23 protein-coding genes and 1 tRNA gene are annotated in these 24,818 nt (G+C 71.8%); 16 read left to right on the forward strand and 8 right to left on the reverse strand.

Annotation, left to right across the window (positions count from 1 at the left end):
* The first annotated feature begins 27 nt into the window (after positions 1–27).
* Positions 28–864: a sulfurtransferase gene (locus F1734_RS10475; RefSeq protein ID WP_010595843.1), complete on the forward strand. Its 837-nt coding sequence runs from the start codon at positions 28–30 to the stop codon at positions 862–864.
* A 10-nt stretch (positions 865–874) separates the two neighbouring features.
* On the opposite strand, the gene F1734_RS10480 is transcribed toward F1734_RS10475, so the two are convergent.
* From F1734_RS10480 to F1734_RS10490, 3 genes are read right to left on the reverse strand one after another with little or no spacing between them, the layout of a single operon-like run.
* Positions 875–1,699, reverse strand: a complete 825-nt coding sequence (locus F1734_RS10480) for a shikimate 5-dehydrogenase (protein ID WP_017681726.1) — start codon at positions 1,697–1,699, stop codon at positions 875–877.
* A 46-nt stretch (positions 1,700–1,745) separates the two neighbouring features.
* Positions 1,746–2,447, reverse strand: coding sequence for an HNH endonuclease family protein (locus tag F1734_RS10485; protein WP_026137996.1), 702 nt, complete (start codon positions 2,445–2,447; stop codon positions 1,746–1,748).
* Between the two features lie 48 nt (positions 2,448–2,495).
* Entirely contained in the window at positions 2,496–2,822 is a 327-nt protein-coding gene (locus F1734_RS10490; protein WP_010595846.1) for a hypothetical protein, read from the reverse strand.
* A 146-nt stretch (positions 2,823–2,968) separates the two neighbouring features.
* On the opposite strand from F1734_RS10490, the gene F1734_RS10495 reads away from it, so the two are divergent.
* The 7 genes from F1734_RS10495 to F1734_RS10525 all read left to right on the forward strand — a co-directional run bounded on the left by F1734_RS10495 (position 2,969) and on the right by F1734_RS10525 (position 12,135).
* Positions 2,969–5,776, forward strand: a complete 2,808-nt coding sequence (locus F1734_RS10495; protein ID WP_202637520.1) for a DEAD/DEAH box helicase — start codon at positions 2,969–2,971, stop codon at positions 5,774–5,776.
* Positions 5,773–6,531 carry an SWIM zinc finger family protein gene (locus F1734_RS10500; RefSeq protein WP_010595848.1) on the forward strand — a complete coding sequence of 253 codons (759 nt, stop codon included), beginning with the start codon at positions 5,773–5,775 and terminating at the stop codon, positions 6,529–6,531. The genes F1734_RS10495 and F1734_RS10500 overlap by 4 nt, the downstream gene beginning before the upstream one ends.
* A gap of 189 nt (positions 6,532–6,720) precedes the next feature.
* Positions 6,721–8,226, forward strand: coding sequence for a CoA-acylating methylmalonate-semialdehyde dehydrogenase (locus F1734_RS10505; protein ID WP_010595849.1), 1,506 nt, complete (start codon positions 6,721–6,723; stop codon positions 8,224–8,226).
* Positions 8,227–8,239: 13 nt separating this feature from the next.
* Complete coding sequence (locus tag F1734_RS10510) at positions 8,240–9,394, forward strand: isobutyryl-CoA dehydrogenase (RefSeq protein WP_010595850.1); 1,155 nt, start codon at positions 8,240–8,242, stop codon at positions 9,392–9,394.
* Positions 9,391–10,452 carry an enoyl-CoA hydratase/isomerase family protein gene (locus F1734_RS10515; protein WP_017681722.1) on the forward strand — a complete coding sequence of 354 codons (1,062 nt, stop codon included), beginning with the start codon at positions 9,391–9,393 and terminating at the stop codon, positions 10,450–10,452. The genes F1734_RS10510 and F1734_RS10515 overlap by 4 nt, the downstream gene beginning before the upstream one ends.
* A 1-nt stretch (position 10,453) precedes the next feature.
* Positions 10,454–11,362, forward strand: coding sequence for a 3-hydroxyisobutyrate dehydrogenase (mmsB, locus tag F1734_RS10520; protein ID WP_017681721.1), 909 nt, complete (start codon positions 10,454–10,456; stop codon positions 11,360–11,362).
* Entirely contained in the window at positions 11,359–12,135 is a 777-nt protein-coding gene (locus F1734_RS10525; protein WP_010595853.1) for an enoyl-CoA hydratase, read from the forward strand. Before mmsB ends, F1734_RS10525 begins: the two co-directional genes overlap by 4 nt.
* A gap of 56 nt (positions 12,136–12,191) precedes the next feature.
* Here F1734_RS10525 and F1734_RS10530 read toward each other — a convergent pair whose 3' ends face one another.
* Positions 12,192–12,719, reverse strand: a complete 528-nt coding sequence (locus F1734_RS10530; protein WP_010595854.1) for a MarR family winged helix-turn-helix transcriptional regulator — start codon at positions 12,717–12,719, stop codon at positions 12,192–12,194.
* A gap of 177 nt (positions 12,720–12,896) precedes the next feature.
* On the opposite strand from F1734_RS10530, the gene F1734_RS10535 reads away from it, so the two are divergent.
* Positions 12,897–13,442, forward strand: a complete 546-nt coding sequence (locus tag F1734_RS10535; protein ID WP_010595855.1) for an arsenate reductase/protein-tyrosine-phosphatase family protein — start codon at positions 12,897–12,899, stop codon at positions 13,440–13,442.
* Here F1734_RS10535 and F1734_RS10540 read toward each other — a convergent pair.
* Genes F1734_RS10540 through F1734_RS10550 form a run of 3 tightly spaced genes read right to left on the reverse strand, consistent with a single transcriptional unit; the run spans position 13,427 to position 16,598 of the window.
* Positions 13,427–14,575, reverse strand: coding sequence for a sulfotransferase family protein (locus F1734_RS10540; RefSeq protein WP_017681719.1), 1,149 nt, complete (start codon positions 14,573–14,575; stop codon positions 13,427–13,429). The two genes, F1734_RS10535 and F1734_RS10540, sit on opposite strands and share 16 nt — an antisense overlap.
* A 59-nt stretch (positions 14,576–14,634) precedes the next feature.
* Positions 14,635–15,435 carry an SDR family oxidoreductase gene (locus F1734_RS10545; RefSeq protein ID WP_040275889.1) on the reverse strand — a complete coding sequence of 267 codons (801 nt, stop codon included), beginning with the start codon at positions 15,433–15,435 and terminating at the stop codon, positions 14,635–14,637.
* Positions 15,432–16,598 (reverse strand): hypothetical protein, encoded by a 1,167-nt coding sequence (locus F1734_RS10550; RefSeq protein WP_203011616.1) that lies wholly within the window; start codon positions 16,596–16,598, stop codon positions 15,432–15,434. The genes F1734_RS10545 and F1734_RS10550 overlap by 4 nt, the downstream gene beginning before the upstream one ends.
* Before the next feature lie 83 nt (positions 16,599–16,681).
* Here F1734_RS10550 and F1734_RS10555 point away from each other — a divergent pair, with 83 nt between their 5' ends.
* The 7 genes from F1734_RS10555 to F1734_RS10585 all read left to right on the forward strand — a co-directional run bounded on the left by F1734_RS10555 (position 16,682) and on the right by F1734_RS10585 (position 24,399).
* Positions 16,682–17,596: an IclR family transcriptional regulator gene (locus F1734_RS10555; protein ID WP_010595859.1), complete on the forward strand. Its 915-nt coding sequence runs from the start codon at positions 16,682–16,684 to the stop codon at positions 17,594–17,596.
* Positions 17,597–17,775: 179 nt separating this feature from the next.
* Complete coding sequence (gene cysD, locus F1734_RS10560; protein ID WP_064066608.1) at positions 17,776–18,693, forward strand: sulfate adenylyltransferase subunit CysD; 918 nt, start codon at positions 17,776–17,778, stop codon at positions 18,691–18,693.
* Entirely contained in the window at positions 18,693–20,528 is a 1,836-nt protein-coding gene (gene cysC / locus F1734_RS10565) for an adenylyl-sulfate kinase (protein WP_203011617.1), read from the forward strand. Before cysD ends, cysC begins: the two co-directional genes overlap by 1 nt.
* Positions 20,525–21,640 carry a 3'(2'),5'-bisphosphate nucleotidase CysQ gene (locus F1734_RS10570; RefSeq protein ID WP_010595862.1) on the forward strand — a complete coding sequence of 372 codons (1,116 nt, stop codon included), beginning with the start codon at positions 20,525–20,527 and terminating at the stop codon, positions 21,638–21,640. The genes cysC and F1734_RS10570 overlap by 4 nt, the downstream gene beginning before the upstream one ends.
* A 51-nt stretch (positions 21,641–21,691) precedes the next feature.
* Positions 21,692–22,687 (forward strand): MBL fold metallo-hydrolase, encoded by a 996-nt coding sequence (locus F1734_RS10575; protein ID WP_010595863.1) that lies wholly within the window; start codon positions 21,692–21,694, stop codon positions 22,685–22,687.
* 13 nt (positions 22,688–22,700) lie between these two features.
* Complete coding sequence (locus F1734_RS10580) at positions 22,701–23,081, forward strand: limonene-1,2-epoxide hydrolase family protein (protein WP_010595864.1); 381 nt, start codon at positions 22,701–22,703, stop codon at positions 23,079–23,081.
* Positions 23,082–23,229: 148 nt separating this feature from the next.
* Complete coding sequence (locus F1734_RS10585) at positions 23,230–24,399, forward strand: MFS transporter (protein ID WP_203011618.1); 1,170 nt, start codon at positions 23,230–23,232, stop codon at positions 24,397–24,399.
* Positions 24,400–24,551: 152 nt separating this feature from the next.
* On the opposite strand, the gene F1734_RS10590 is transcribed toward F1734_RS10585, so the two are convergent.
* Positions 24,552–24,627 (reverse strand) — tRNA-Arg (locus tag F1734_RS10590).
* Positions 24,628–24,818 lie beyond the last annotated feature (191 nt).

Raw genomic sequence — 24,818 nt, forward strand, 5'->3', positions numbered from 1 at the left:
CCGCGCCGACGTGTCAGGATCGGGGGCATGGTTGCCGATCCCGTGCTGATGACCGTGGACGAGCTGGCCGACCTCGTCGAGGCGGGCACGCCTCCGGTGCTGCTCGACGTGCGATGGTCGCTCGACGACCCGGACGGCGAGGACCGCTACCGCGAAGGCCACATCCCCGGAGCGGTGTACGTCGACCTCGCCACCGAACTCGCCGACCCCGGATCTCCCGGCCGCGGCCGGCACCCGCTGCCCGACGTCGCCCGGCTGCAGGACCATGCCCGCCGGTGGGGGATCGACAACGGCGACACCGTCGTCGTCTACGACGACACCGGGGGCCTTGCCGCCGCCCGCGCCTGGTGGCTGCTGCGCTGGGCGGGTCTGAAGGACGTGCGCCTGCTCGACGGCGGGCTGCCGCTGTGGACGGCGACGGGCCGTGCTCTGGCGGCGGGCCCCGGCGAATTCGTCGAGTCCGGCTCGGTGACCCTGCGCGGCGGCTACCTGCCCACGGTCGACATCGACGAGGCCGGGCGATACCCCGCGCGGGGAACCCTGCTCGACGCGCGAGCCGCCGCGCGCTACCGCGGCGACGAGGAGCCGGTCGACCCGCGCGCCGGGCACATCCCCGGCGCGGTCAGCGCCCCCGCCACGGACAACCTCCGGGCGGACGGCACGTTCCGATCCGCCGAGGAACTCGCCGCACGATTCACCGCACTGTGCGGGGACCGTCCCGTCGCCGTGTACTGCGGGTCCGGGATCACCGCGACCCACGACATCGCGGCACTGGCCGTGGCGGGTATCGAGGCCGCGCTGTTCCCGGGGTCGTGGTCGCAGTGGTGCCAGGACCCGGCCCGGGAGGTCGCCACCGGGGCGTGAGGACCCGCGATCACCCCTGCGAGCGGGAGAACTCCGACGCGCGGCGCACCTGCTCGGGCGTCGGGGTCACCCCGGTGTACAGCGCGAACTGCTGCGCCGCCTGCAGGGCGATGACCTCGGCGCCGGTGATCACCGGCAGCCCGTGCGCGCGGGCCGCACGGATCAGCGGTGTCTCCGGGGGCATCGCCACGACGTCGAACACCGTCGACGCGGCGGCCACCGCGGCCGCGGGGAACGGCAGCTGCTCCGATTCGCGACCACCGGTCATCCCGACGGGGGTGGCGTTGACGAGCAATCCCGGCGTGCGTCCGTCGAGCTCGGTGCGCCAGTCGAACCCGTACTGCCGAGCCAGGGCGGCTCCCGTCTCCTCGTTGCGGGCGATCACCGACACGTCGGTGAACCCGCTGTCGCGCAGGGCCGCCACGACGGCCTTGGCCATCCCGCCGCTGCCCGCGACGGCCGCCGGCATCCCCGGGTCGACCTCGTGCTCGCGGAGCAGGTCCGCCACCGCCTGGTAGTCGGTGTTGTAGGCGTGCAGCACGCCGTCCTCGTTGACGATCGTGTTGACCGACTCGATGGCGCGCGCCGAGTCGTGCAGCTCGTCGATCAACGGAATCACGGCCTCCTTGAACGGCATCGACACCCCGCACCCCCGGATGCCGAGGCCGCGGATCCCTGCCACGGCCGACGGCAGATCGGTGGTGGTGAACGCCTTGTACACGTAGTCGAGACCGAGCTCGTCGTAGAGGTAGTTGTGGAAGCGGGTGCCGATGTTGCTCGGCCGTCCCGACAGGGAGATGCACAGACGGGTGTCCTTGGTGATGCGCGAGAGCATGCGTGCCACGCTAGTTCCCGTCGCGAGGACGCGGGGCACGGCGCCCTCAGCACGCGGCGATCGTCGCCGCCAGCGCCTCCCGGTCGGCCGCCGTGATCGGCAGCCCGTACCGCACCGCCACCGACAGGTACTTGCCCGCGAACCAGCAGCGGTACGCCACCGCGGGCGGCAGCCACTCGGCCGGGGTGTGATCGCGCTTGTCCTGATTCGCCGGCCCGTCCACCGCGATCAGGTTGAAGGCGACGTCGTTGGCGAACTGCCGGCGCCGCTCGACCGGCCACTCCGCCGCACCGAGGTCCCACGCCGCCGCCAGGGGATAGATGTGGTCGATCTGCACGGCTCGGCCCTCGGCGCGACGGAACTCGAGCCGGGCACCGGTGTAGGGGTCGGACAGCGTGCCCGACAGCACGATGCAGTCGCCGCTGCCGGGCCGGAACGCCACGTCGCGCAGATCCCGGGCGAGCACGTTGTTGCGGGTGTCGCACCCGTCGCGCCCACCCGGGCCCGGATGATCGTCCGACCACGCCTCCCCGAACACACATCCCTCGCCCGGCCCGCACCCGCGCTCGTACCCCGGCACCTGCGGCCGGTGCGGCACCACCGCCGCCCGCGCCAAGAGTTGTTCGAGCGCGCCGCGTGCGGGGCTGCCCGGTGCCGGTGGCGCGTTCGACTCGATCCGGTCCCACCCCCACGACACGGCGATCGCGACCGCCACCACCAGCCCCCAGAAAACTGCGCCCCCTCGCACGCGGACATTCTCACCGATCGCCCCGACAGCGCCGGCGCCGGCGCCGGCTCAGCCGTCGGTCGTCAACGGAAACCGGACCGCGTGGATGGATTCGATGGTGCGGCCGTCGTGCCCGACGATCCACGACCCGCCGTGCTGCTTGCACTCGGCGACCCGGTCGAACACGGTCAGCAGGAAGAACACCGCCTGCTCCGCGGTCGTGGTGGCGGCGAGCCGATGGGACTCACCGTGTTTCGTTCCGTCGAGCCACACGCCGCACTGTCCGTCGAGTCGCATCGCGGTGACGTGCTCGGAGTCGACGAACGCGTACTTGACCTGCTCCCACGGGGTGTGGGCGCTGTAGGTCTGCTCGAGGACCTGGATCATGATCGACATCGCAGTCTCCTGGTGGGTGCACCTGCAGCCCAGTGTCCTCCGGGGGCCCGGCCCGATCCAGGGTCGATCGTCCCCGGCGCACGCCCGCTCGTCCCGCGCCCCGGCCTGCGCCGGCGGTGTCGGGCACGACTGGCACCATGGTGGGCATGCTGCACGGGTTGTGGTCACCGGGGGCGGGCCTGATGCTGTGGCGCGACGACGAGCACCCGGCCGACGACACACCGGCTGTCCTGCGCCGATGGATCGACCGCCCGTTCCGGCACCGCGTCGAACTGCGACTGCCCGGCGACGACGCACCGCGGCCGCTCCCCGCGGTGGCGATCGCGCCTGCCGACGCCGCGGAGCTGCTGCTGGCGTTGCCCCGGCACGCCGAGACGGTGGCCGGGGACCTGCGGTACCTCGCCCACGTCGCCCGCGGCATCGAGCGGTGGGCACAGGCCGGGCGGGTGGCCCCGGAACTGCACCGCGCCGACGGGCAGTGGTGGGCGCGGTGGCGCCTGCTCGGCGGCGACCGGATCCGAGCCTGGACGGCCGAGCTGTCCGCCGCGATGCCGCCGGTGCAGCGGCAGGCCGGGCGGCCCGCGGTGCTGCTCGACGACCTCGTCACCGAACTCACCGATCCGATCACCCGGTCCCTGATCGGCAACGTCGGTACTTCCCTGCACCCGTTGATCGCGGCCCTGGCCGAGGGGCAACCGCACCACAGTGGCACCCAGCGCATGGCCGACGCACTGGACGAATGGCGGTCCTCGCTCGCCGGAAACGAGCCCGACCTGGTGCTGCGACTCGTCGAGCCGGAAGACGACGAGGACGAGGCCATCGGCGCCGACACCCTGTGGCGGCTCGAGGTGTGTCTGCGCTCGGAGGGACAGGCACCGGCGCCGGTGCCGGTGGACGGCTCCGACGCGCAGCTGCTGCAGATCGGGATCCGCAAGCTCGGCGCCGCCCTGAAGGCGTATCCGCGGTTGCAGGACGTGCCGCGCGACCCGGACAGCCTCGACCTGTTGCTGCCGACCGGGGTGGTGACAGATCTGGTGGAGCACGGCGGCCGCGCACTGGCGGACGCCGGCGTGGCGCTGCTGCTGCCCCGCGCCTGGGCGCGGCTCGAGCCGTCGCTGCGGCTGCAGGTGTCCTCGCCGGTGGCGCCCGTCGCCGCCGAGGACGACACCGTCGGCATGAACGCGCTCGTCTCGTTCGAGTGGCAGCTCGCCGTGGGCGACATGCTGCTCACCCCCGCCGAGATGGAACGGCTGATCGCGGCCAACAGCGACCTGGTCAAGCTGCGCGGCAAGTGGGTGCAGGCGGATCCGCTCGCGCTCGCCCGGGCCGCCCGCTACGTCGCCGGCCAGGGCGCGACGGACGCGACGCTGGCGACGTTGTTCGGCCGGTTCACCGGCGACGAGCCACCACCGGTGGAGGTCACCGACGTCGCCGCGACCGGCTGGGTCGCGACCCTGCTCGACGGGCAGGTCCGGCCCGAGGCGGTGCCGTCCCCGCCCGGCCTGCATGCGACCCTGCGCCCGTACCAGCAGCGCGGCCTCGAGTGGCTGGCGTTCATGAGCGGCCTCGGGCTCGGCGCCGTGCTGGCCGACGACATGGGTCTCGGCAAGACCGTGCAGGTGCTCGCGCTGCTCGCCCACGAACGGGCCGGCGACGTCGCCACCGATCCGACGCTGCTGGTGTGCCCGATGTCGGTGGTGGGCAACTGGCAGCGCGAGGCCCAGCGGTTCGTGCCGGGCCTGCGCGTGCACGTCCACCACGGCCCGGCGCGGCTGCGCGACGCCGCCCTGGCCGCGGCGGTCGCCGACAGCGACCTGGTGATCACGACGTACGCGCTCGTCGCGCGGGACGTGACGCAGTTGCGGTCGCTGCGGTGGGGCCGGGTGGTGCTCGACGAGGCCCAGCACGTGAAGAATGCCGCGACCGCGCAGTCCCGCGCGACGCGGGCGGTCCCCGCGCGGCACCGCATCGCGCTCACCGGCACCCCCGTCGAGAACCGGCTCGAGGAGCTGCGCTCGATCCTCGACTTCGCCAATCCCCGCCTGCTCGGTTCGCCGGCGACGTTCCGCGCCCGGTTCGCCGTTCCGATCGAGCGGGAACGCGACGCGGCGGCCGCCGCGCGGTTGCGGGCGCTCACGTCGCCGTTCGTGCTGCGCCGCGTCAAGACCGACCCGTCGGTGATCTCGGATCTGCCGGAGAAGTTCGAGCAGACGGTGCGGGCCAATCTCACCGCCGAGCAGGCGGCGCTGTACCGGGCGGTGGTCGACGAGATGATGCGGCAGATCCGGGACAAGGAGGGGATGGCCCGCAAGGGCGCGGTGCTCGCCGCGCTGACCCGGCTCAAACAGGTGTGCAACCATCCGGCGCACTACCTGGGCGACGGCTCCGGGGTGCTGCGCCGCGGCCGGCACCGGTCGGGCAAGCTCGGGCTGGTGGAGGACATCGTCGAGTCGATCCTCGCCGACGGCGAGAAGGCCCTGCTGTTCACGCAGTTCCGGGAGTTCGGCGACCTGATCGCGCCGTATCTGGCCGAGCGCTTCGGCACCACGGTGCCGTTCCTGCACGGCGGCGTGTCCAAGGGCCGGCGCGATGCGATGGTCGCCGCGTTCCAGGGCGACGACGGTCCGCCGATGATGCTGCTCTCGCTCAAGGCCGGCGGTACCGGTTTGAACCTGACGGCCGCGAATCACGTGGTGCACCTGGATCGTTGGTGGAACCCGGCGGTGGAGAACCAGGCCACCGACCGGGCGTTCCGCATCGGCCAGCGCCGCGACGTGCAGGTCCGCAAGCTCGTGTGCGTCGGCACCCTGGAGGAGCGGATCGACGAGATGATCTCGGGGAAGCAGGAATTGGCGGAGCTCGCCGTGGGAGCCGGCGAGAACTGGATCACCGAGCTGTCCACCGAGCAACTGCACTCGCTGCTGTCCCTGGGCGACGAGGCGGTGGGCGAATGAGCCCGGCGGGCGGGTTCGATCGCTACGGCAAGCGCCGGCGGGTCGTCGGCGGCATCGAGGCGCGGACCAAACGCGGCTCGATCGGACGCACCTGGTGGTCGAAGGAGCTGGTTGCGGCGATGGAGCAGGTCGCCGACAAGGGCCGGCTCGCGCGGGGCCGGACCTATGCCCGGTCGGGTCAGGTGGTCTCGATGCGGCTCGAGCCCGGCGCGGCGGTGGGGGAGGTGCAGGGCAGCCAGCTGCGCCCGTTCACCTCGACGGTGACCATCCGCACCCTCGACGAGGACGCGGTCGCGGACCTGATCGACCGGGTGCGGTCCGCGCCGGGCATGCTGGTCCGGCTCGCGGGGGGTGCGCTGCCGGAGGAGCTGGGTCCGCTGCTGCTCCCGCGGCGTGCCGGTGAGCTGGACTTCGATTGCACCTGCCCGGACGACGGGTGGCCGTGCAAGCACGCGGCGGCGGTGGCCTACCTGCTGGCCGAGCACGTCGACGAGCAGCCGCTGGCGGTGCTCACCCTGCGCGGGGTCGACCTGAGCACGGTGATCGGTGGGGTGGACGAGGCCGAGGCCGGCGACGAGGATTTCTACGGGAACGAGATCCGGTTGCCGGATCTGCCGGCCGAGCCGTACCGGCCCGCGCCCGAGGATCTCGATCCGACGCTGCTGCGCCGGGCGCTGCGGGCGGGCGGCACGGACGAGTCGGTCGTCCTCCGCGGCACGTCGGACCTCGAGGAGATGTACCGGCGGCTGCGATAGGCCGCTCCGCGGCCCGTGCGTCCTTTGGGCGGCTGGGGCAGCCCAAAGGAGACACCGGCGGCGAAGCCGCCTGTGGACATACATGGACTTCCAACTATAGGATGAGCACACATTGCTGGGGGTGCCGCCCGCTGCCCCCGATCATCCCACCGAAACACCAGAATTCGACCAGTTAGGACGGATCCGGACATGAGCGTTCGAGAACTCACCCACTTCGTCGGGGGCAAGCACATCCCCGGCGCCTCCGACCGGTTCGCCGACGTCTTCGACCCCAACACCGGTGAGGTGCAGGCCCGCGTTCCCCTCGCCGACGTCGCCGAGACCGAGGCCGTCATCGCGAACGCCGTCGAGGCGCAGAAGGAATGGGCGGCGTTCAACCCGCAGAAGCGCGCCCGGGTGCTGATGAAGTTCCTGCAGCTCGTGCAGGACGACATGGAGAACCTGGCCCGGTTGCTGTCCTCCGAGCACGGCAAGACCGTCGCCGACGCCAAGGGCGACATCCAGCGCGGCCTCGAGGTGATCGAGTTCGCCACCGGCATCCCGCACCTGCTCAAGGGCGAGTTCACCGACTCCGCCGGCACCGGCATCGACGTCTACTCGATGCGCCAGCCGCTCGGCGTCGTCGCCGGCATCACCCCGTTCAACTTCCCCGCGATGATCCCGCTGTGGAAGGCCGGCCCGGCCATCGCGTGCGGAAACGCGTTCGTGCTCAAACCTTCCGAGCGCGACCCGTCCGTGCCGCTGCGCCTGGCCGAGCTGTTCATCGAGGCCGGGCTGCCCGCCGGCGTGTTCAACGTCGTCAACGGCGACAAGACCGTCGTCGACGTGCTGCTCACAGACGAGCGCATCAAGGCCGTCGGCTTCGTCGGCTCCACCCCGATCGCCCAGTACATCTACGAGACCGCCGCCGCCCACGGCAAGCGCGCCCAGTGCTTCGGCGGCGCCAAGAACCACGCGATCGTCATGCCCGACGCCGACATGGACCAGGTGGCGGACGCCCTCGTCGGCGCCGGCTACGGCTCCGCCGGTGAGCGCTGCATGGCGATCTCCGTCGCCGTGCCGGTCGGCGAGGAGGCCGCCGATGCGCTCGTCGCCAAGCTCACCGAACGCGTCGGAAAGCTGAAGGTCGGCCGCAGTGACGACCCGAACGCCGACTTCGGCCCGCTGGTCACCGCCGAGGCGCGCCAGCGGGTGCACGACTACATCCAGTCCGGCATCGACGAGGGCGCGCAGCTCGTCGTCGACGGGCGCGACTTCGTGCTCGAGGGCCACGAGAACGGCTTCTTCTCCGGCGCCACCCTGTTCGACAACGTCACCCCCGAGATGAAGATCTACCGCGAGGAGATCTTCGGCCCCGTCGTGATCGTCGTCCGCGCGCACGACTACGAGGAGGCCCTGCGGCTGCCCTCGGAGCACGAGTACGGCAACGGCGTGGCGATCTTCACCCGCGACGGCGACACCGCCCGCGACTTCACCAACCGTGTCAACGTCGGCATGGTCGGCGTGAACGTGCCCATCCCGGTGCCGATCGCGTACCACACCTTCGGCGGCTGGAAGCGGTCCGGCTTCGGCGACCTCAACCAGCACGGACCGGACTCGATCCGCTTCTACACCAAGACCAAGACGGTCACCCAGCGCTGGTTCTCCGGCGTCAAGGAGCACGCGGATCACTTCGTCATCCCGACGATGGACTAGGCAGAGGTAGCAGATGTTCACCCTCACCGACGACGACCGGGCGATCCGCGACACCGCCCGCGACTTCGCCGCCGAGTTCCTCGCCCCGAACGCGGTCGAATGGGACCAGAACAAGCACTTCCCGGTCGACGTCCTGCGCAAGGCCGCGGCGCTCGGCATGGGCGGCATCTACGTCCGCGAGGACGTCGGCGGGTCGGGCCTGCGCCGTCTCGACTCCGTCCGGATCTTCGAGGAACTCGCCAAGGGCTGCCCGTCGATCGCCGCGTACATCTCCATCCACAACATGGTCACGTGGATGATCGACCGGTTCGGCAACGACGAGCAGCGCCGCCGCTGGGTCCCCGGACTGTGCACGATGGACCAGCTCGCCAGCTACTGCCTGACCGAGCCCGGCGCCGGCTCCGACGCGGCGGCCCTGAGCACCAGGGCCGTCCGCGACGGCGACGAGTACGTCCTGACCGGCGGCAAGCAGTTCATCTCCGGCGCCGGCACGTCGGACGTGTACGTGGTGATGGCCCGCACCGGTGAGCCCGGCCCGCGCGGCATCTCCGCGATCATCGTCCCGAAGGACACCCCCGGGCTGTCCTTCGGTGCCAACGAGAAGAAGATGGGCTGGAACGCCCAGCCCACCCGTCAGGTGATCTTCGACGGCGCCCGCGTGCCCGCCGAGAACCTCCTCGGCGAGGAGGGCAGCGGCTTCCGCATCGCCATGCACGGGCTCAACGGCGGCCGGCTCAACATCGCCGCGTGCTCGGTCGGTGGCGCCCAGGCCGCGCTCGACAAGACCGTCGGGTATCTCGCCGAGCGCAAGGCGTTCGGCGAGCGGCTGCTCGACTCGCAGGCCCTGCAGTTCCGGCTCGCCGACATGCGCACCGGCATCGAAGCCTCCCGCACGCTGCTCTGGCGCGCCGCCGACGCCCTCGACCGGGGTGCCGACGACGTCGTCGAGCTGTGCGCGATGGCGAAGCGGTTCGCCACCGACGCCTGCTTCGACGTCGCCAACGACGCGCTGCAACTGCACGGTGGTTACGGCTATCTTGCCGAGTACGGACTCGAGAAGATCGTGCGGGATCTGCGCGTACACCAGATCCTCGAAGGAACCAACGAGATCATGCGGGTGGTCGTCGCGCGCAGCGTGGTGGCCGCGGCGCAGAACGGAGCGAAATGACCGAGACGGAAGACGTCCTCGTCCGGGTCTCCGGCGGCATCGGCCGGATCACCCTCAACCGGCCCAAGGCCATCAACGCCCTGAACTACGACATGGTGAAGGCGATGGCCGCCGCGCTCGACGAGTGGGCCGGGGACGACTCGGTCCGCGCGGTCGTCGTGGACGGGGCGGGGGAGCGCGGCCTGTGCGCCGGCGGCGACATCGTCTCGATCTACCACGACGCCCGCGACGGCGGCACCGGCTCGCAGGACTTCTGGCGCGACGAGTACATCCTCAACGCCGCCATCGGCCGCTACCCGAAGCCGTACGTCGCGATCATGGACGGCATCGTCATGGGCGGCGGCGTCGGGATCGCCGCCCACGGCAACGTCCGGATCGTCACCGAACGCTCCACGATCGCGATGCCCGAGGTGGGCATCGGCTTCGTCCCCGACGTGGGCGGCACCTGGCTGCTCTCGCGCGCCCCGGGCGAGCTCGGCACCCACCTCGCGCTGACCACCGGTCGCATGAAGGCCGGCGACGCCATAGCCCTCGGTTTCGCCGACCATTTCGTGCCGTCCGAGGCGCTCGACAAATTCGTCGCCGCCCTCGAATCCGGCACGGTCGACGAGGCGCTCGCCGAATTCGCCCGACCGGCCCCGGAGTCGCCGCTGCTCGCGCAGCGCTCCTGGATCGACGCCGCCTACTCCGCGCCGACCGTCGAGGAGATCGTCGCCCGCCTGCAGGCCGCCGAGGAGCCCGAGGCCCGCGCGGCCGCCGAGCAGATCCTCGGCAAGTCGCCCGTCGCGCTGAAGGCGACCCTGCGCTCGGTGCGGCACGCCCGCGAACTCGGCAGCCTCGAAGAGGTGCTGAACGAGGAGTACCGGGTCTCGCTGGCGTCACTGCGCTCGCACGATCTCGTCGAGGGCATCCGCGCGCAGGTGGTCGACAAGGACCGCAACCCGGCGTGGTCGCCGGCGACCCTCGCCGACGTCACCGACGCCGACGTCGACGCGTACTTCCAGCCCCTCGGCGAGCTCGAACTCGGCCTCGCCGCACCCGAGAAGGAAACCGCCTGACATGAGCACTCTGCCGAACGTCGCCTTCCTCGGTCTCGGCCACATGGGCGGGCCGATGGCCGCGAACCTCGTCAAGGCCGGCTACCCGGTCACCGGCTACGACCCGGTGCCCGCGGCCCAGGAACAGGGCCGCGCCGACGGCCTCACGATCGTCGAGTCCGCGACCGACGCGGTCCGCGACGCCGACGTCGTGATCACCATGCTGCCCAACGGTGCCCTCGTGCTGAAGCTGTACGACGAGGTCCTGCCGGCCGCTCGGCCGAACACCCTGTTCGTCGACAGCTCCACCATCGACGTCGCCGACGCCCGCGCCGCCCACGAGGAGGCGGTGCAGGCCGGGCACCGCGCGATCGACGCGCCCGTCTCCGGCGGTGTCGCGGGCGCCGCCGCCGGCACCCTGGCCTTCATGGTCGGCGGGTCGGAGGAGGACTTCGAGGCCGCGAAGCCGCTGCTCGAGGTCATGGGCCGCAAGGTCGTGCACTGCGGCGGGTCCGGCGTCGGCCAGGCCGCCAAGATCTGCAACAACATGATCCTCGGCGTGTCGATGATCGCGATCAGCGAGGCCTTCGTCCTCGGTGAGAAGCTCGGCCTGACCAACCAGGCCCTCTTCGACGTCGCGTCCAACGCCTCCGGCCAGTGCTGGGCGCTGACCAGCAACTGCCCGGTGCCCGGCCCGGTGCCCACCACCCCCGCCAACAACGACTACCAGCCCGGGTTCGCCGCCGCGCTCATGGACAAGGACCTCGGCCTGGCCGCGAATGCGTTGCGCACCAACAACGTCGACGCCGAACTGGGTCTGCGGGCCGCGGAGATCTACCACCGGTTCAACACCTCGGGTGGCGGCGGGCTGGACTTCTCGGCCATCATCACCGAGATCCGCAACCGCTCGACAGAACAGGAAACCCAGTGACGGACTTCGAGACGATCCTGCTCGACCGCAAGGACCGCGTCGGCATCATCACGCTCAACCGGCCCAAGGCGCTCAACGCCCTCAACAGCCAGCTGATGCGCGAGGTGGTGGCGGCCGTCGAGGAACTCGACGCCGACGCCGGCATCGGTGCGATCCTGCTCACCGGATCCGAGAAGGCGTTCGCCGCGGGCGCGGACATCAAGGAGATGGCGCCGAAGACGTTCTCCGAGGTGTACGCGGAAGATCTGTTCTCCCAGTGGGATCGGCTCTCGTCGATCCGGAAGCCGATCGTCGCCGCCGTCTCCGGGTACGCCCTCGGCGGCGGCTGCGAACTGGCGATGCTGTGCGACTTCATCATCGCCTCGGACACCGCCAAGTTCGGCCAGCCCGAGATCAAGCTCGGCGTCATCCCCGGCATCGGCGGCTCGCAGCGGCTCACCCGCGCCGTGGGCAAGGCCAAGGCGATGGACATGTGCCTGACCGGCCGGAACATGGACGCCGAGGAGGCCGAGCGGGCGGGCCTGGTCTCGCGCGTCGTGCCGGCCGCGGAACTGTTCGACGTGGCGCTCGAGGCCGCGACCACGATCGCGTCGATGTCGCTGCCCGTCGCGATGATGGCCAAGGAAGCGGTGAACCGGTCCTTCGAGACCACCCTCGCCGAGGGCGTGAAGTTCGAACGCCGGGTGTTCCACTCGACGTTCGCCACCGCCGACCAGAAGGAAGGCATGGCCGCGTTCGTCGAGAAGCGTGCACCGAAGTTCGAGCACGCCTGATCGTCCGAAACACACCGGGGCCGTTCCGCACTCGTGCGGAACGGCCCCGGTGTGTTTCACCAGCGGCTGGGCTCGCCGCCGGTGTCGAAGTCGCCGGCGTCGTGGCGCAGGCCCGCCAGGATGCGCAGCAGCGTCTCGAGCTGATCGTCGGGCACGCCGGGGCGCGCGAACACCTCGGCGTTGAGCTTCTCGGTGGTCGCGACGGCCAGCGCGCGTCCCTCGTCGGTCAGTTCCACCAACGTCGCGCGACGGTCGCTCGGGTGCGGGGTGCGGCGCACCAGACCGGCGGTCTCGAGCCGGTCCACGGCGTTCGTGACGCTGGTCGGGTGGACCTGCAGGCGGGCGCTGGCCTTCGCCATCGGCAGCGCCCCGGTCCGGGTGAAATGCAGCAGCGTCAGCAGCTCGTACCGGGCGAAGGTGAGCCCGAACGGTTTGAGGACCTCCTCGACCCGCGCCATCATGATCTGCTGCGCGCGCATCACCGAGGTCACCGCGGCCATGCCGTCCGCGACCTCGCCCCAGCCGTGGGCCGTCCACTGGCGGTGGGCCTCGGCGATCGGATCGAGCGGTAGCGGTGCGGGCATACGTCGATCATCCCACGTGGTGCCGCGTGGAGGTGACGCGGACACAGCTTCCGCGCCCCGCGCGGCCGGCCGCCGAGGGTGAACGACACGCAACGGCCGGAACAACGTCGCATGAACCCGCGAGGACATCCAAATGTGGCCGCCCGCCGCTCGATTCGCGACGGCTAGAGTGCGCGCGTGCACATCCTGTTCGTCTGCAGCGGCAACGTCTGCCGGTCCGTGATCGCGGAGCGGCTGACGCGGGCGTACGCGTGCGAGTCCGGGTGGGCCGACCTGACCGCCGAGAGCGCCGGCACCCGGGCCCTCGTCGGGTATCCCGTCGAGCCGCGGGCGGCCGCGGTCATCGCCGGACTCGGTGCGGATGCGAGCGATTTCCGCGCCCGCCGGGTGACCGCCGCGATGGTCGACGGCGCCGACCTGGTCCTGACCATGAGCGAGGAGCAGCGCGACCGCGTGTCCGGCCTGGTCGCCGGCGCCGCGGCGAAGTCGTTCACCCTCACCGAGGCGCACCGCATCGCGACCGTCACCGGCGCGGCGACGGTCGCGCGGCTCGATGCCTGCCGGGATCCGAGCGGCGCGGCCCGGACCCCGAACATTCCCGACCCGATCGGCCTGTCCGCGCCGGTGTTCGTCGAGACCGGGGACCTGATCGCCGCGGCGCTGTTCCCGCTGCTCGACGTCCTCGCCGGCGCGGCGGTCGCCGTCGGTCAGCGGCAGGCGTAGTCCCCGAATCGTTCGTCCACCTCGGCCGCGCTCAACCCGAAGTCCTCGAGCCGGTAGCGGTGCGCCGGCCGGCGATCCCCGCTGCGGCTCTCGGCGTGCAGCGCGGCCATCGCCTGCTCGGCGCCGGCGGTGAGCCGGATGCCGAGCCGGTCGTAGACCGCGCCCACCGTGCCGAGGGGATCGGCGACGAAGTCGCGGTAGTCCACGTCGACGAACCGGTCCGGGTCGTGCCGGCGCCGGGCCGCCTCGAAGGTGTCGAACCCGCGCGCCCACAGCTCGAGCTGGCTGCGCCCGATGCGCTCGCCGCGGAAGGTGTGCGACCAGCCGTCGGTGGCGTGCGCGGCCAGGCTGCACACCGACGGGATCACGGTGCGCGGGTCGCGGTGGGTGACGACGATCAGCGCGTCGGGGTAGACGGTGAGCAGTTCGTCGAGGGCGAACAGGTGGCTCGGGTTCTTCAGGACCCAGCGCTTGTCGGCGTCCGGCAGCCCGATCAGCTGCAGGTTCCTGCGGTGCCGGGCGTACGCGCCGGTCCAGTCCTGCTGCGCGAGCCACCGCGAGTAGGTGGGCAGATGCGCGAGGCATTCGTACGACACCGACCGGAAGGACTGTCGCAGCAGCTGCCAGCACTCCTCGACCTCGCCCGCGGACATGTAGTGCACGCCCATGAACTCGGGGTGCTCGACGTGATGCTGCGCGAATCCCGCTTCGAGCGCGGCGAACGCCGGGTTCTGGGGCCACGTCTCGCGCGGGGGCCGGGGCTGCGGCATCTCCGTCAGCCACATCTCGAGTCCCTGGTGGGCGGGGTCGGCGGTGAGCAGGCGGTGCAGGGCAGTGGTGCCGGTGCGGGGCAGCCCGGTGACGAAGATCGGGCGCTCGATCGTCACGTCGGCGTGTTCGGGGTGGGCACGCCAGGCCGCCTCGCTCAGCAGGCGGGCGACGAGGGCGCCGCGCAGGAACACCCGCGACATCTTGCTGCCCAGCGGGGTGAGCTGCTCGTCGCGCGCATACGAGTCGAGCAGGACGCCGAGGGCGTCGGTGTAGTCGTCGTCGCCGAAGTCGGTCAGGCCGGTCAGCCGGGTCGCGGAGGCGTGCAGGTCCTCGACGGTGCCGACGCTGGTGCGCTCGGTCATGGATCTCCGATCCCCGTGCGCGGTTTCGGTAGCAGTGGCTACCGAAACCGCGCACGGCTTCAGTGGTGGTATTCGCCGCAGTTCACGTCCAGGCACTGGCCGGTGACGGCCCGGGCCAGGGGGGAGGCGAGGAAGATCACAGTGTCGGCCACCTCCTCGGTGGTGGGCAGACGCCCGAGATCGGTGCCGGCCGCGGTGTGCTGATAGATCTGCTCGACGGTGGTGCCGTACTTGCCCGCCTGGTGCTCGAAGTAGCCCTTCAGCGTCTCACCCCAGATATAGCCGGGGGCAACGGAATTGACGCGGATGCCCTGGGGGCCCAGTTCGGTGGCGAGGGACTGCGACATCGCCAGCAGGGCGGACTTGGCGAGCTTGTAACTGCCGTAGCGCTCCTGTGAATGCCGCAGCACCATCGAATTGATGTTCACCACCGAGCCCTTCGTCCCGGCCAGGGCCTCGGTGAACAACTGCGTCAGGCGCAGCGCCCCGAGGACGGTGAGTTCGATGCTGTCGCGGATCTGCTGGAAGTCGGTGCGGGCCAGCGGCTTCATCGAGGGCACCGAGAACGCGTTGTTGACCAGCGTGTCCACCCGGCCGAACTCGCGGAGGGTCGTCTCGACGAGCCGGGACGCGGAGTCGGTGTCGGCGATGTCGGTCGGGACCGCCAGGGCCCGTCGGCCCCGGGCCGTGACCTCGGCCGCGACGTCCTCGAGGCGGGCGGTCGTTCGGGCGGCGAGGACGACGTCGGCCCCGTGCTCGGCGCACCGCACCGCGAGAGTGCGGCCGAGTCCCGGCCCGACACCGCTGACCACGACGACCTGTCCGGCGAGCAGGGGGTTCGGGGTGGTCACGGCGCTCACCCGAGCATCCGGTCGGCGATCGCGGTCTGGCGGGCGGCAATCCGCCCGGACCACTGCTCCGGCGTGACGCGGTTGTGGTCGAGGAACGGCAGTGCGGCCGGCACGTCGTCGAACGGGACCACCTCGGCGGTGGGGCTGTCCGCGGCCGTGAGTTCGCGGGCGAGCCGTTGCCAGCGGAACTGCAGGAACCCGCGGCTGCGGCCCAGGGTCTCGACCCAGTTGGCGACGCCGGGGTTGCGGGCGGAGACGACCATGCGGATCATCCCGTCCGGATCCACTTGGGCCTGCGCGTTGTTCAGCGACGTCTGGTGGTGGACGTAGTCCAGGGAGATGTACCAGAGGCTGCCCAGCTGGAAGCCCTGGTAGGGCGCGTCGGAGGCGGGGACGGTGAGGATCATCGCCTCGTCGTCGCCCAGATCGAAGTGCCCGACGGACGAGTACTGCGTGGCCAGGCCACCAGGCGTCGGCCGCGGAGCGGTGACCGTGTTGACCGGCAGGTCGAGGTAGAACCACTGCGGGAACTGCAGCCACGTCTGCACCCGCGACACCAGCGCTTTCCCGGCGCGCCGGTAGCGGGCGGCGGCATCGTCGTGCGTCGGTTCGGGCGGCGGGGTGCCGAGCGCATCGACCCGGTCGATGCGCAGGGTGCCGCGCCGCTGGGACCAGTCGCTGTAGACCTCTCGCACGACGAGCTGCGACGAACCGGGGGTGAGGGTGAAGTAGTTGTTCGCGGGGTCGGCGGGCCCGGGGCCGAACCGCGCCTCGAAGGTGCCGTCGTCGGCGACGTGCAGTTCGCGGTCGTCGAATGCGGTGACGTTGCCGGGCACCTGGGCGTCGGTGTAGTTGCCGGCGAGCACCTGGAAGCTCAGGTCGCAGGTCGTGCCGCGACGGCCGGTGACGACGTACTCGGCGTCGTCGCGGATGCGCGCACCCCAGTAGAGGGTGTCGGGGTTGTCGAGCCCCATCTTCGTGTAGGGGCCCGTGCCGGTGACGAACGTGGGATGGGACGCCTCGACGGCCCACGCCGAGTGCACGCATGCGGCGATCCCGCCGGCGAGGTAGCGGTACCCCTCGATCAGGTCCTGCTCGGTGCGGATGTGCGGCGCCGTCGCGACGAGCTTTTCGGCCTCGGTGATGGCGGACGTGAGCGGATCGGTGAGCACACGATCTCCTTGCGGTTCAAATATGTACCGGTGCGGTAGGCTCCTGGTGCAGCGACGATAGAACGTGTTCCAAGGAGGCGTCAATGACCGAGGCCCCCGCGCCGTCGACCGCGCGGCGTTCGCCACCGACCGAGCGGGTCGTGCAGGTCCTGGACCACCTGGTGGCGCATCCGGAGGCCCGGTTCGGGCTCTCCGAGCTGGCGCGCCGGCTGGGGATGAGCAAGCCGACGTGCCTGGGCATCCTGACCGCCCTGACGGACGCCGGCTACCTGATGCGTCATCCCGCAGACCGGTCGTACGGGCTCGGTCCCGCGCTGATCGTCGCGGGCCGGGCTGCGCAGCGCGGCTTCGCCGTCGGTCCCGTCACCCACCGGCACCTGGCCGCGCTCGGCGCCGAGTTCGGCGCCACCTGCGCCGCGTCGGCCGTCGTGGGCGACCGCATCGCCGTCCTCGACGTCGCCGGGCCCGATCCGGCCGGCGCCGGGGCGAGGGTGGGGGAGGTGTATCCGTTCGCGCCGCCGGTCGGGTTGATGTACGTGCTGTGGGACTCCGACGAGCGGCTCGAGCAGTGGCTCGCACGGGAACCGACGCTTCCGGTGCGGCTGGACCGGGACCGCCTGCGTGACGTGGTCGACGAGTGCCGCGCCGCCGGGTACCTGGTCGAGTCGCTCACGGCCGGTGGCCGGCGGTTGCATGCGCTGATGGCGGGGGTGGCGGCGCACGACCTGCCGGCGGAGCTGCGCGAACTGCTGGGGGAGATGGTGTCCAGCCTGGGGGAGCGCGTGCTGCTGGCCGGGGCGGAACCGGACGATGCCGAGCACCCGGTGAACCTGCTCGCCGCCCCCGTCCACGACGCGGACGGGCGGCAGTCGGTGGTGCTCACCCTCCACGTGGGTGCGACGCTGACCAATCGGGAGATCGCCCGGCGCGGGGTGGCGCTCGTGGCCACCGCCGAAGCCGTCACGCGCGAACTCGGCGGGCGTCGCCCGCCCCGATGACGGCCGAGGCCGCCGCCGGTGCGTCCTTTGGGCTGTCCCCGCCGCCCAAACGACACACCGGCGGCGCAGCCGCCCAGCGGGGGCGTTGACCCGGAACTGAAACTCGTTCTATCGTTCGGGGCGAACCTTTCGACCGAGCCGGTACATATTTGGACCGGCGCTCGTGAGCTGGAGCCCCGATGACCCTCACGCCGTCGTACGAACTGCCCCTGCTGCGCGCCCTCGAGGCCGAGTCCGTGCACATCTTCCGGGAGGTCGCGGCCACCTTCGAGCGTCCCGTGGTGCTCTTCTCCGGCGGCAAGGACTCGGCGGTGATGCTGCACGTGGCGGCCAAGGCGTTCTGGCCGGCGCCGATCCCGTTCCCCGTGCTGCACATCGACACCGGCCACAACTTCCCCGAGGTCCTCGCCTACCGCGACGCCGAGGCGGCCCGGCGCCGGGTGCGGCTGCTGGTCGCGTCGGTGCAGGACGACATCGACGCCGGCCGGGTCGTCGAGGACGTCGGTCCGCATGCGAGCCGTAACCGGCTGCAGACCCGGACGTTGCTGCGTGCCCTCCGCGAAGGCGGATTCGACGCGGTGTTCGGCGGCGCCCGCCGCGACGAGGAGAAGGCCCGCGCCAAGGAGCGCGTGTTCTCCTTCCGCGACGAGTTCGGGCAGTGGGACCCGAAGGCGCAGCGCCCCGAGCTGTGGCAGCTGTACAACGGCCGGCACCGTCGCGGCGAGCACATCCGCGTGTTCCCGCTGTCCAACTGGACCGAGCTCGATGTCTGGAACTACATCCGCGACGAACGCGTCGAGCTGCCGCCGCTCTACTACGCCCATCGGCGACCCGTCGTCGAGCGCGACGGAATGCTGCTGGCGCTCAACGAGTTCCTCACCCTCCTGTCGGGCGACGAGCCGCGTGAGGCGCTGGTGCGGTTCCGCACGGTCGGCGACGCCACCTGCACGGGCTGCGTCGAATCCACCGCCGCCACCCCCGACGAGGTCGTCGCCGAGGTCGCGGTCAGCCGCGTCACCGAGCGCGGCGCCACCCGCGCCGACGACCGCATCTCCGAGGCCGGGATGGAAGACCGCAAGAAGGAGGGCTACTTCTGATGACCCGGTTGCTGCGCATCGCCACCGCCGGCAGCGTCGACGACGGCAAGTCCACGCTGATCGGCCGGCTGCTCCACGACTGCAAGGCCGTGCCCGAGGATCAGCTCGACGCCGTCGCCCGCACCAGCCGCGAGCGCGGCATGGACACCCCCGACCTGGCGCTGCTCACCGACGGGCTGCGGGCGGAGCGGGAACAGGGCATCACCATCGACGTCGCCCACCGCTACTTCTGCACCCCGCACCGCGCCTTCGTCGTCGCCGACACTCCCGGCCACGAGCAGTACACCCGGAACATGGTCACCGGCGCCTCGGCCGCCGACCTCGCCCTCATCCTCGTCGACGCCCGCAAGGGGGTCGTCGAGCAGACCCGCAGGCACGCCTTCCTCGCCAGCCTGCTCGGCGTCCCCCATCTGGTGCTGTGCGTCAACAAGATGGACCTGGTCGACTGGTCGCAACAGCGCTTCGACGAGATCTGTGCCGAATTCTCCACGTTCGCAGCCAAACTCGACATCCACGACCTGACCTTCGTGCCGGTCTCGGCGCTGCTCGGCGACAACGTCGTCCACCGCACCACCGTCATGACCTGGTACGAGGGCGCCTCGCTGCTGCACCGTCTCGAGCAGGTGCACGTCGACTCCGATCGCAACCTCATCGACGCGCGCTTCCCCGTCCAGTACGTGATCCGTCCCGGTCACGGCGAGCACCGCGACTTCCGTGGTTACGCGGGCACCGTCGCGAGCGGGGTGTTCGCCCCCGGCGACGAGGTGCTGGTGCTGCCCTCGGGCTACGGCACGCGGGTGCGCGCCGTCCACGGCCCGGGCGGCGACCCGGTGCCGAGCGCCTTCGCGGGCAGCGCCGTGTGCCTCGAGCTCGAGGACGACCTCGACGTGGGACGCGGCGACATGCTGTGCCGCCCCGGGAACCGGCCGCTCGTCGGGCACGAGCTCGACGCGATGGTGTGCTGGCTCGCCGAGGGCCCCGGCCTCGTGCCCGACGCCACCTACACCCTGCTGCACACCACCAACGCCACCGCCGCGCAGGTGGTCCGGCTCGACTACCGGCTCGACGTGACCACCCTGCACCGCGACGGGACGGCACGGTCGTTGACGCTCAACGAGATCGGACGGGTCCAGTTGCGGACTCGCCGCCCCGTCCTGTTCGACCCCTACCGGCGCAACCGGACCACCGGAAGCTTCGTGCTCGTCGACGACGCGACCGGCAGCACCGTCGCGGCCGGGATGATCACCGGCCCCACCCTCGCCGCGGCCCCCGTCGTGTGGCACGCGGCGGAGGCGACCCGCGCCGAACGTCTCTCGCGGGGGGCGACGGTGTGGCTGACCGGCCTGTCGGCGTCGGGCAAGTCCAGCGTCGCCGCGGCGCTCGAGCGGCGTCTGCTCGCGGCCGGAGTGCCGGCCTACCGGCTCGACGGGGACAACCTGCGGCACGGCCTCAACTCCGATCTGGGTTTCGGTCCGCAGGACCGCGCGGAGAACGTCCGTCGGGTGGGTGCGGTGGCACAGCTGATGGCCGACGCGGGGCTGGTGACGATCTGCGCGCTCATCAGCCCGTACCGGTCCGACCGCGACCGGATCCGCGAGCAGCACCGGCAGGCCGGGCTGCCGTTCCTCGAGGTGTTCGTCGACACCCCCCTCGCCGACTGCGAAGCCCGGGACCCGAAGGGCATGTACGCGCGGGCCCGGGCCGGGGAGATCACCGGATTCACCGGCGTCGACGACCCCTACGAGCCGCCCACCGGTCCCGAGCTGGTGCTGCGGCCCCAGGACGGCGATCCGGTCGCGCAGGCCGGACTGATCATGGAATTGTTGGCCCCATGACCGATGACGCCGTCCTCGCCACCGAGATCGCCACCGCTGCAGGAGAACTGTTGCTGACCGTCCGCGCGGCCGAGGCCGACGCGCTCACCGGTCGCGAACTCGGCCGCCACGGCGACCGCGCCGCCGACGCCTTCATCCTCGGCCGGCTCGCCGCCGAACGCCCCGCCGACGCGGTGCTGTCGGAGGAATCCGCCGACGACCCGGCTCGGGTGCATGCGAAGCGGGTGTGGATCGTCGACCCCCTCGACGGATCCAAGGAGTACGGCATGCCGGACCACGAGGACTGGGCCGTGCACATCGCCCTGTGGGAGGCCGGCCGCGGCATCACCGCCGCCGCGGTCGCGCAGCCGGCGGTGGGCGCCGTCTACGGCACCGCGGACGTCGGGCGTGCCGAACTGCGGCCGCTGGGCGGCCGACGGCCCCGCATCGTCGTCAGCGGGAGCCGGCCGCCGGTGTTCGTCGCGGACGTCGCCCGCGCCCTCGGCGCCGACGTGGTGCGGATGGGTTCCGCCGGGGCCAAGGCCATGGCCGTGGTGCGCGGCGACGTCGACGCGTATGTGCACGCCGGCGGGCAGTGGGAGTGGGACTCCGCGGCGCCGGTGGGGGTCGCGCAGGCGGCGGGGCTGTACTGCGCCCGCATCGACGGCAGCGAACTCGAGTACAACCGCCCCCACCCCTACATGCCGGATCTGGTGATCTGCCGACCGGACTGGGCGCCGGCCCTGATGGCGGCGATCGCCGAGCATGCCGGCGCCCCCACCGACAGTGCCCGGGTCGCGATGGCCCGCTCCTACATCCGTTCCCTCGTCAGTCACGACGCGTCGCATGTCCGGCTTGCGGCCGACGCGTGGCGGGTCGAGAACGGCGTGCGCACCGGCGACACCGGCGTCGAGATCCGGGACCGTCTCGAGCACGGCCCCGAGTACCGCCCGATCCGGCGGGTGCGGGAGCTGACGTTCCGCGAATGGGACGACAACGTCGTCGCGCGGTTCCTGCTCGACCTCGACGCCGGGGACACCGCCCTCACGGTGGCGGTCACCGAGCACTTCGCCATCCCCGCGGGGGAGATCCGCTCGATCGTGGCGATCATCGAGCCGCACGAACACAAATAGCTTACTGTTTGTGTTCATAGACGAGCTAACGATCTAGTGCCTGGAGGACCCATGGACCACGCCCGCGACATCGGCGACGGCATCTTCCGCATCCCCGTGCCGGTCGGCGACCTGCCGGTCGGCGACACCCAGGTGTACGCGATGGAGTCGCCGCGCGGACTGGTCCTCGTCGACGTCGGCTGGAACGACGACACATCCTGGACCGCGCTGCAGGACGGTCTCGCTTCCGTCGGTGCCTCCGTCGCGGACGTCGAGGGAGTGGTCGTCACGCACTTCCACCCCGACCACGTCGGCCTGACCGGCCGGATCCGGGAGGCGTCGGGCTGCTGGGTCGGCATGCACGAGGACGACTTCGGCCAGCTCGCCCTCATGACCTCCGACGACGGCAACGCCGAGTGGGAGGCCGAGCAGTGGCGCCGCGCCGGCGCCCCGGACGAGCAGATCGTCACCTATCTCGAGCGGGCGAGCGGGGAACGCGCGACCGGCAAGCCCGACGTCCACCCCGACCGCAAGCTCGCCACCGACGAGCGGATCGCGCTCGCCGGCCGCACCCTGCGCACGGTGTTCACCCCCGGGCACACGCCCGGCCACGCCTGCTTCTACCTCGAGGAGCACGACATCCTCTTCAGCGGCGACCACGTCCTCGCCACCACGACCCCGCACGTGGGCGACTTCGACTTCCCGCTTGCCGAACGCGACGCCCTCGGCGAGTTCATCGACTCGCTGCGCGCCGTCGGCACGCTCCCGGCGCGGCGCACCCTGCCCGCGCACCGGCAACCGATCGACGACCTCGCGGCCCGCACCGGCGCTCTTGTCGAGCACCACGAACGACGCCTCGACGACCTGTACGCCGCCTTCGGCGACGAGGAGCTGACGCTGTGGCAGGCTGCCGAGCGGATGACGTGGTACCGCCCCTGGGACCAGACTCCGCCCACGGGCAAGCAGATGGCGCTGTCCGAGGCGTCGGCGCACGTGCGGCACCTCATCGAGCGAGGCCGCGCGCGCCGGGTCCCGGGCACCGACCCGGCGCGTTTCGCCCGGGCCTGACGGAAGGAACCGTATGACCCCCGACGAGCTCGTCACCGAATTCTGCCGCCGCTGGGCCGATCCCGACCCGGCCGTGCTCGCGTCCTACTTCACCGACGACGCCGTGTACCACAACATTCCGATGGAACCGGTGCGTGGGCGCGCGGCGATCGAGGAGTTCATCGCCGGGTTCGTCGCCTCGTTCGGCGGCATCGATTTCCGCATCCGGCACCAGGCCGTCCACGGCGGTGTGGTGCTCAACGAGCGGGTCGACGTGTTCACGCTCGGGGGGCGGACCGTGGAACTGCCGGTGATGGGGGCCTTCGAGGTCGTCGACGGCAAGATCGCCGGCTGGCGCGACTACTTCGACCTGGCGCCGATCACCGCGGCGGCGCAGCAGGATCCGGCGGGCTGATACCCGGTCTCGCGGTCGTCGGCCGCAGGTGACTGAGGTTGATCCGGCCGTGGGAGAGTCGGTGCATGCACGCAGTGATCGTCGACGCTCCCGGGAGTCAGCCGAAGGTCCGTGACGTAGCCCGGGCCCACGGCATGCGGGGGAATTCATGACGCTCTCCCCAGGCGGGCGGATCGGCCTGGCCGGAGCGGCGGTGGTCGGGGTCGCCTTCGGCATGGCCCGCTACGCCTACGGCCTGACGCTGCCCGACATCCGGGAAGACCTGCGGCTCTCCGAGCTGGCCCTCGGCCTCATCGCCAGCGCAACGTTCGCGGGCTACCTGGCCGGCCTGGTGCTCGCCGGACGGCTCGCGGCCCGTCACGGATCGCGCGCTCCGACGACCGTGGGCGGGGTGTGCGGCGCCGCGGGGGCGGTGATCGTGACCCTCGCGCAGTCCCCGGGGCTGCTCGCCGCCGGTGTCGTCCTGGCCGGCAGCGCCGGCGGCTGGGTCTGGGCGCCCTACTCCGACATCGTGACCCGATCGGTGCCCGCGCGGCAGCAACCCCGAGCGTTGGCGATCATCACCACCGGCACCAGCGGCGGACTGGTACTGCTCGGTGGGCTGGCCGTCCTGGCCGTGGTGGGCTCGTGGCGCCTGGTGTGGGCCGGCATCGCCCTCGCCGCCGTGGCCGCGGCCCTGGCGAACCTGCGCCTGGTGCCCCGGACCGGGCCGGCCCCGCGCCCGGAGGAAGGACCCGGTGCCTCTTCGCTGGTGGCAGCGCTGCGGGTCCCGGCAGCCTACTCCGTGGTCTACTTCGCGGTCGTGGTCGTCTACTTCACCTATGCCGCCGACGTCCTGGACCGCGGCACCCTCCCGACGGCCGCCGTCCCGGCTCTCTACGCGGCCGTCGGCCTCACCGGCATGGTGGGGGTGGCGACCGGGGCCCTCGCGCAGCGACTGGGCAGCGTCCGGGTCGCCGCGCTGTGCCTCGCGACGGTCGGTGCGGCGCTGGCGCTGCTCGGGCTGGCCGACGGCTCCGTGGCCGCGACCGCGGCCTCGGCGTGCATCTTCGGCATGGGGTACATGACGGGATCCGCGGTGCTCGCGGTCTGGACCGCCGAGTTGGTACCCGAGCGCGCGGGCGCGGCGTTCACGGCCTGCCTCGTCGTGGGAGCGCTCAGCTCGGTCGCAGCACCGGCCCTCGCCGGTGCCGTGATACCCGGCCTGGGGCTGGGGCCGGTGCTCGTGGTCACCGCCGCGGTGTCACTGCTCAGCGCGGCGGCGCTGGTGCTGTGCGGGTCCTCGCGAGGGGCAGCCGTCGGTGACACCGGACTGTGAACACGAGAGCTCCGCTCGTGGCCGGCGCGCACACACCCTGCGTTGTGAGGAACCTGTGTTTCGTGACGCATGGTCTCACGCCGCTCTGCGGCAGTCCGGACCGCAGGAAACGGAACGGCCCCGCGTCGCACTGCGACGTGGGGCCGTTTCCGTGGTGCCCTCGGCAGGATTCGAACCTGCGACTTCTTGCTCCGGAGGCAAGCGCTCTATCCCCTGAGCTACGAGGGCGTTCCGGACTCCACCGGTTGCGCGGTGGGGCGGGAGTTAGCGTAGCGCATTGTCGGCGATACGCCACATCGCCTGGTCGGAGCGGGTTTCTCCGGGGCCTCGCCGGGCATCCGGCAGGCGCGGATGCGCCGTCCGGAGACGAACTCTTCGGCGAGTGTTTCCCGGAACGGCCGGCGCGGGCCATCCGCGCG

Origin of the sequence: Rhodococcus ruber, from assembly GCF_016804345.1 — a bacterium.
GTDB lineage: Bacteria > Actinomycetota > Actinomycetes > Mycobacteriales > Mycobacteriaceae > Rhodococcus > Rhodococcus ruber.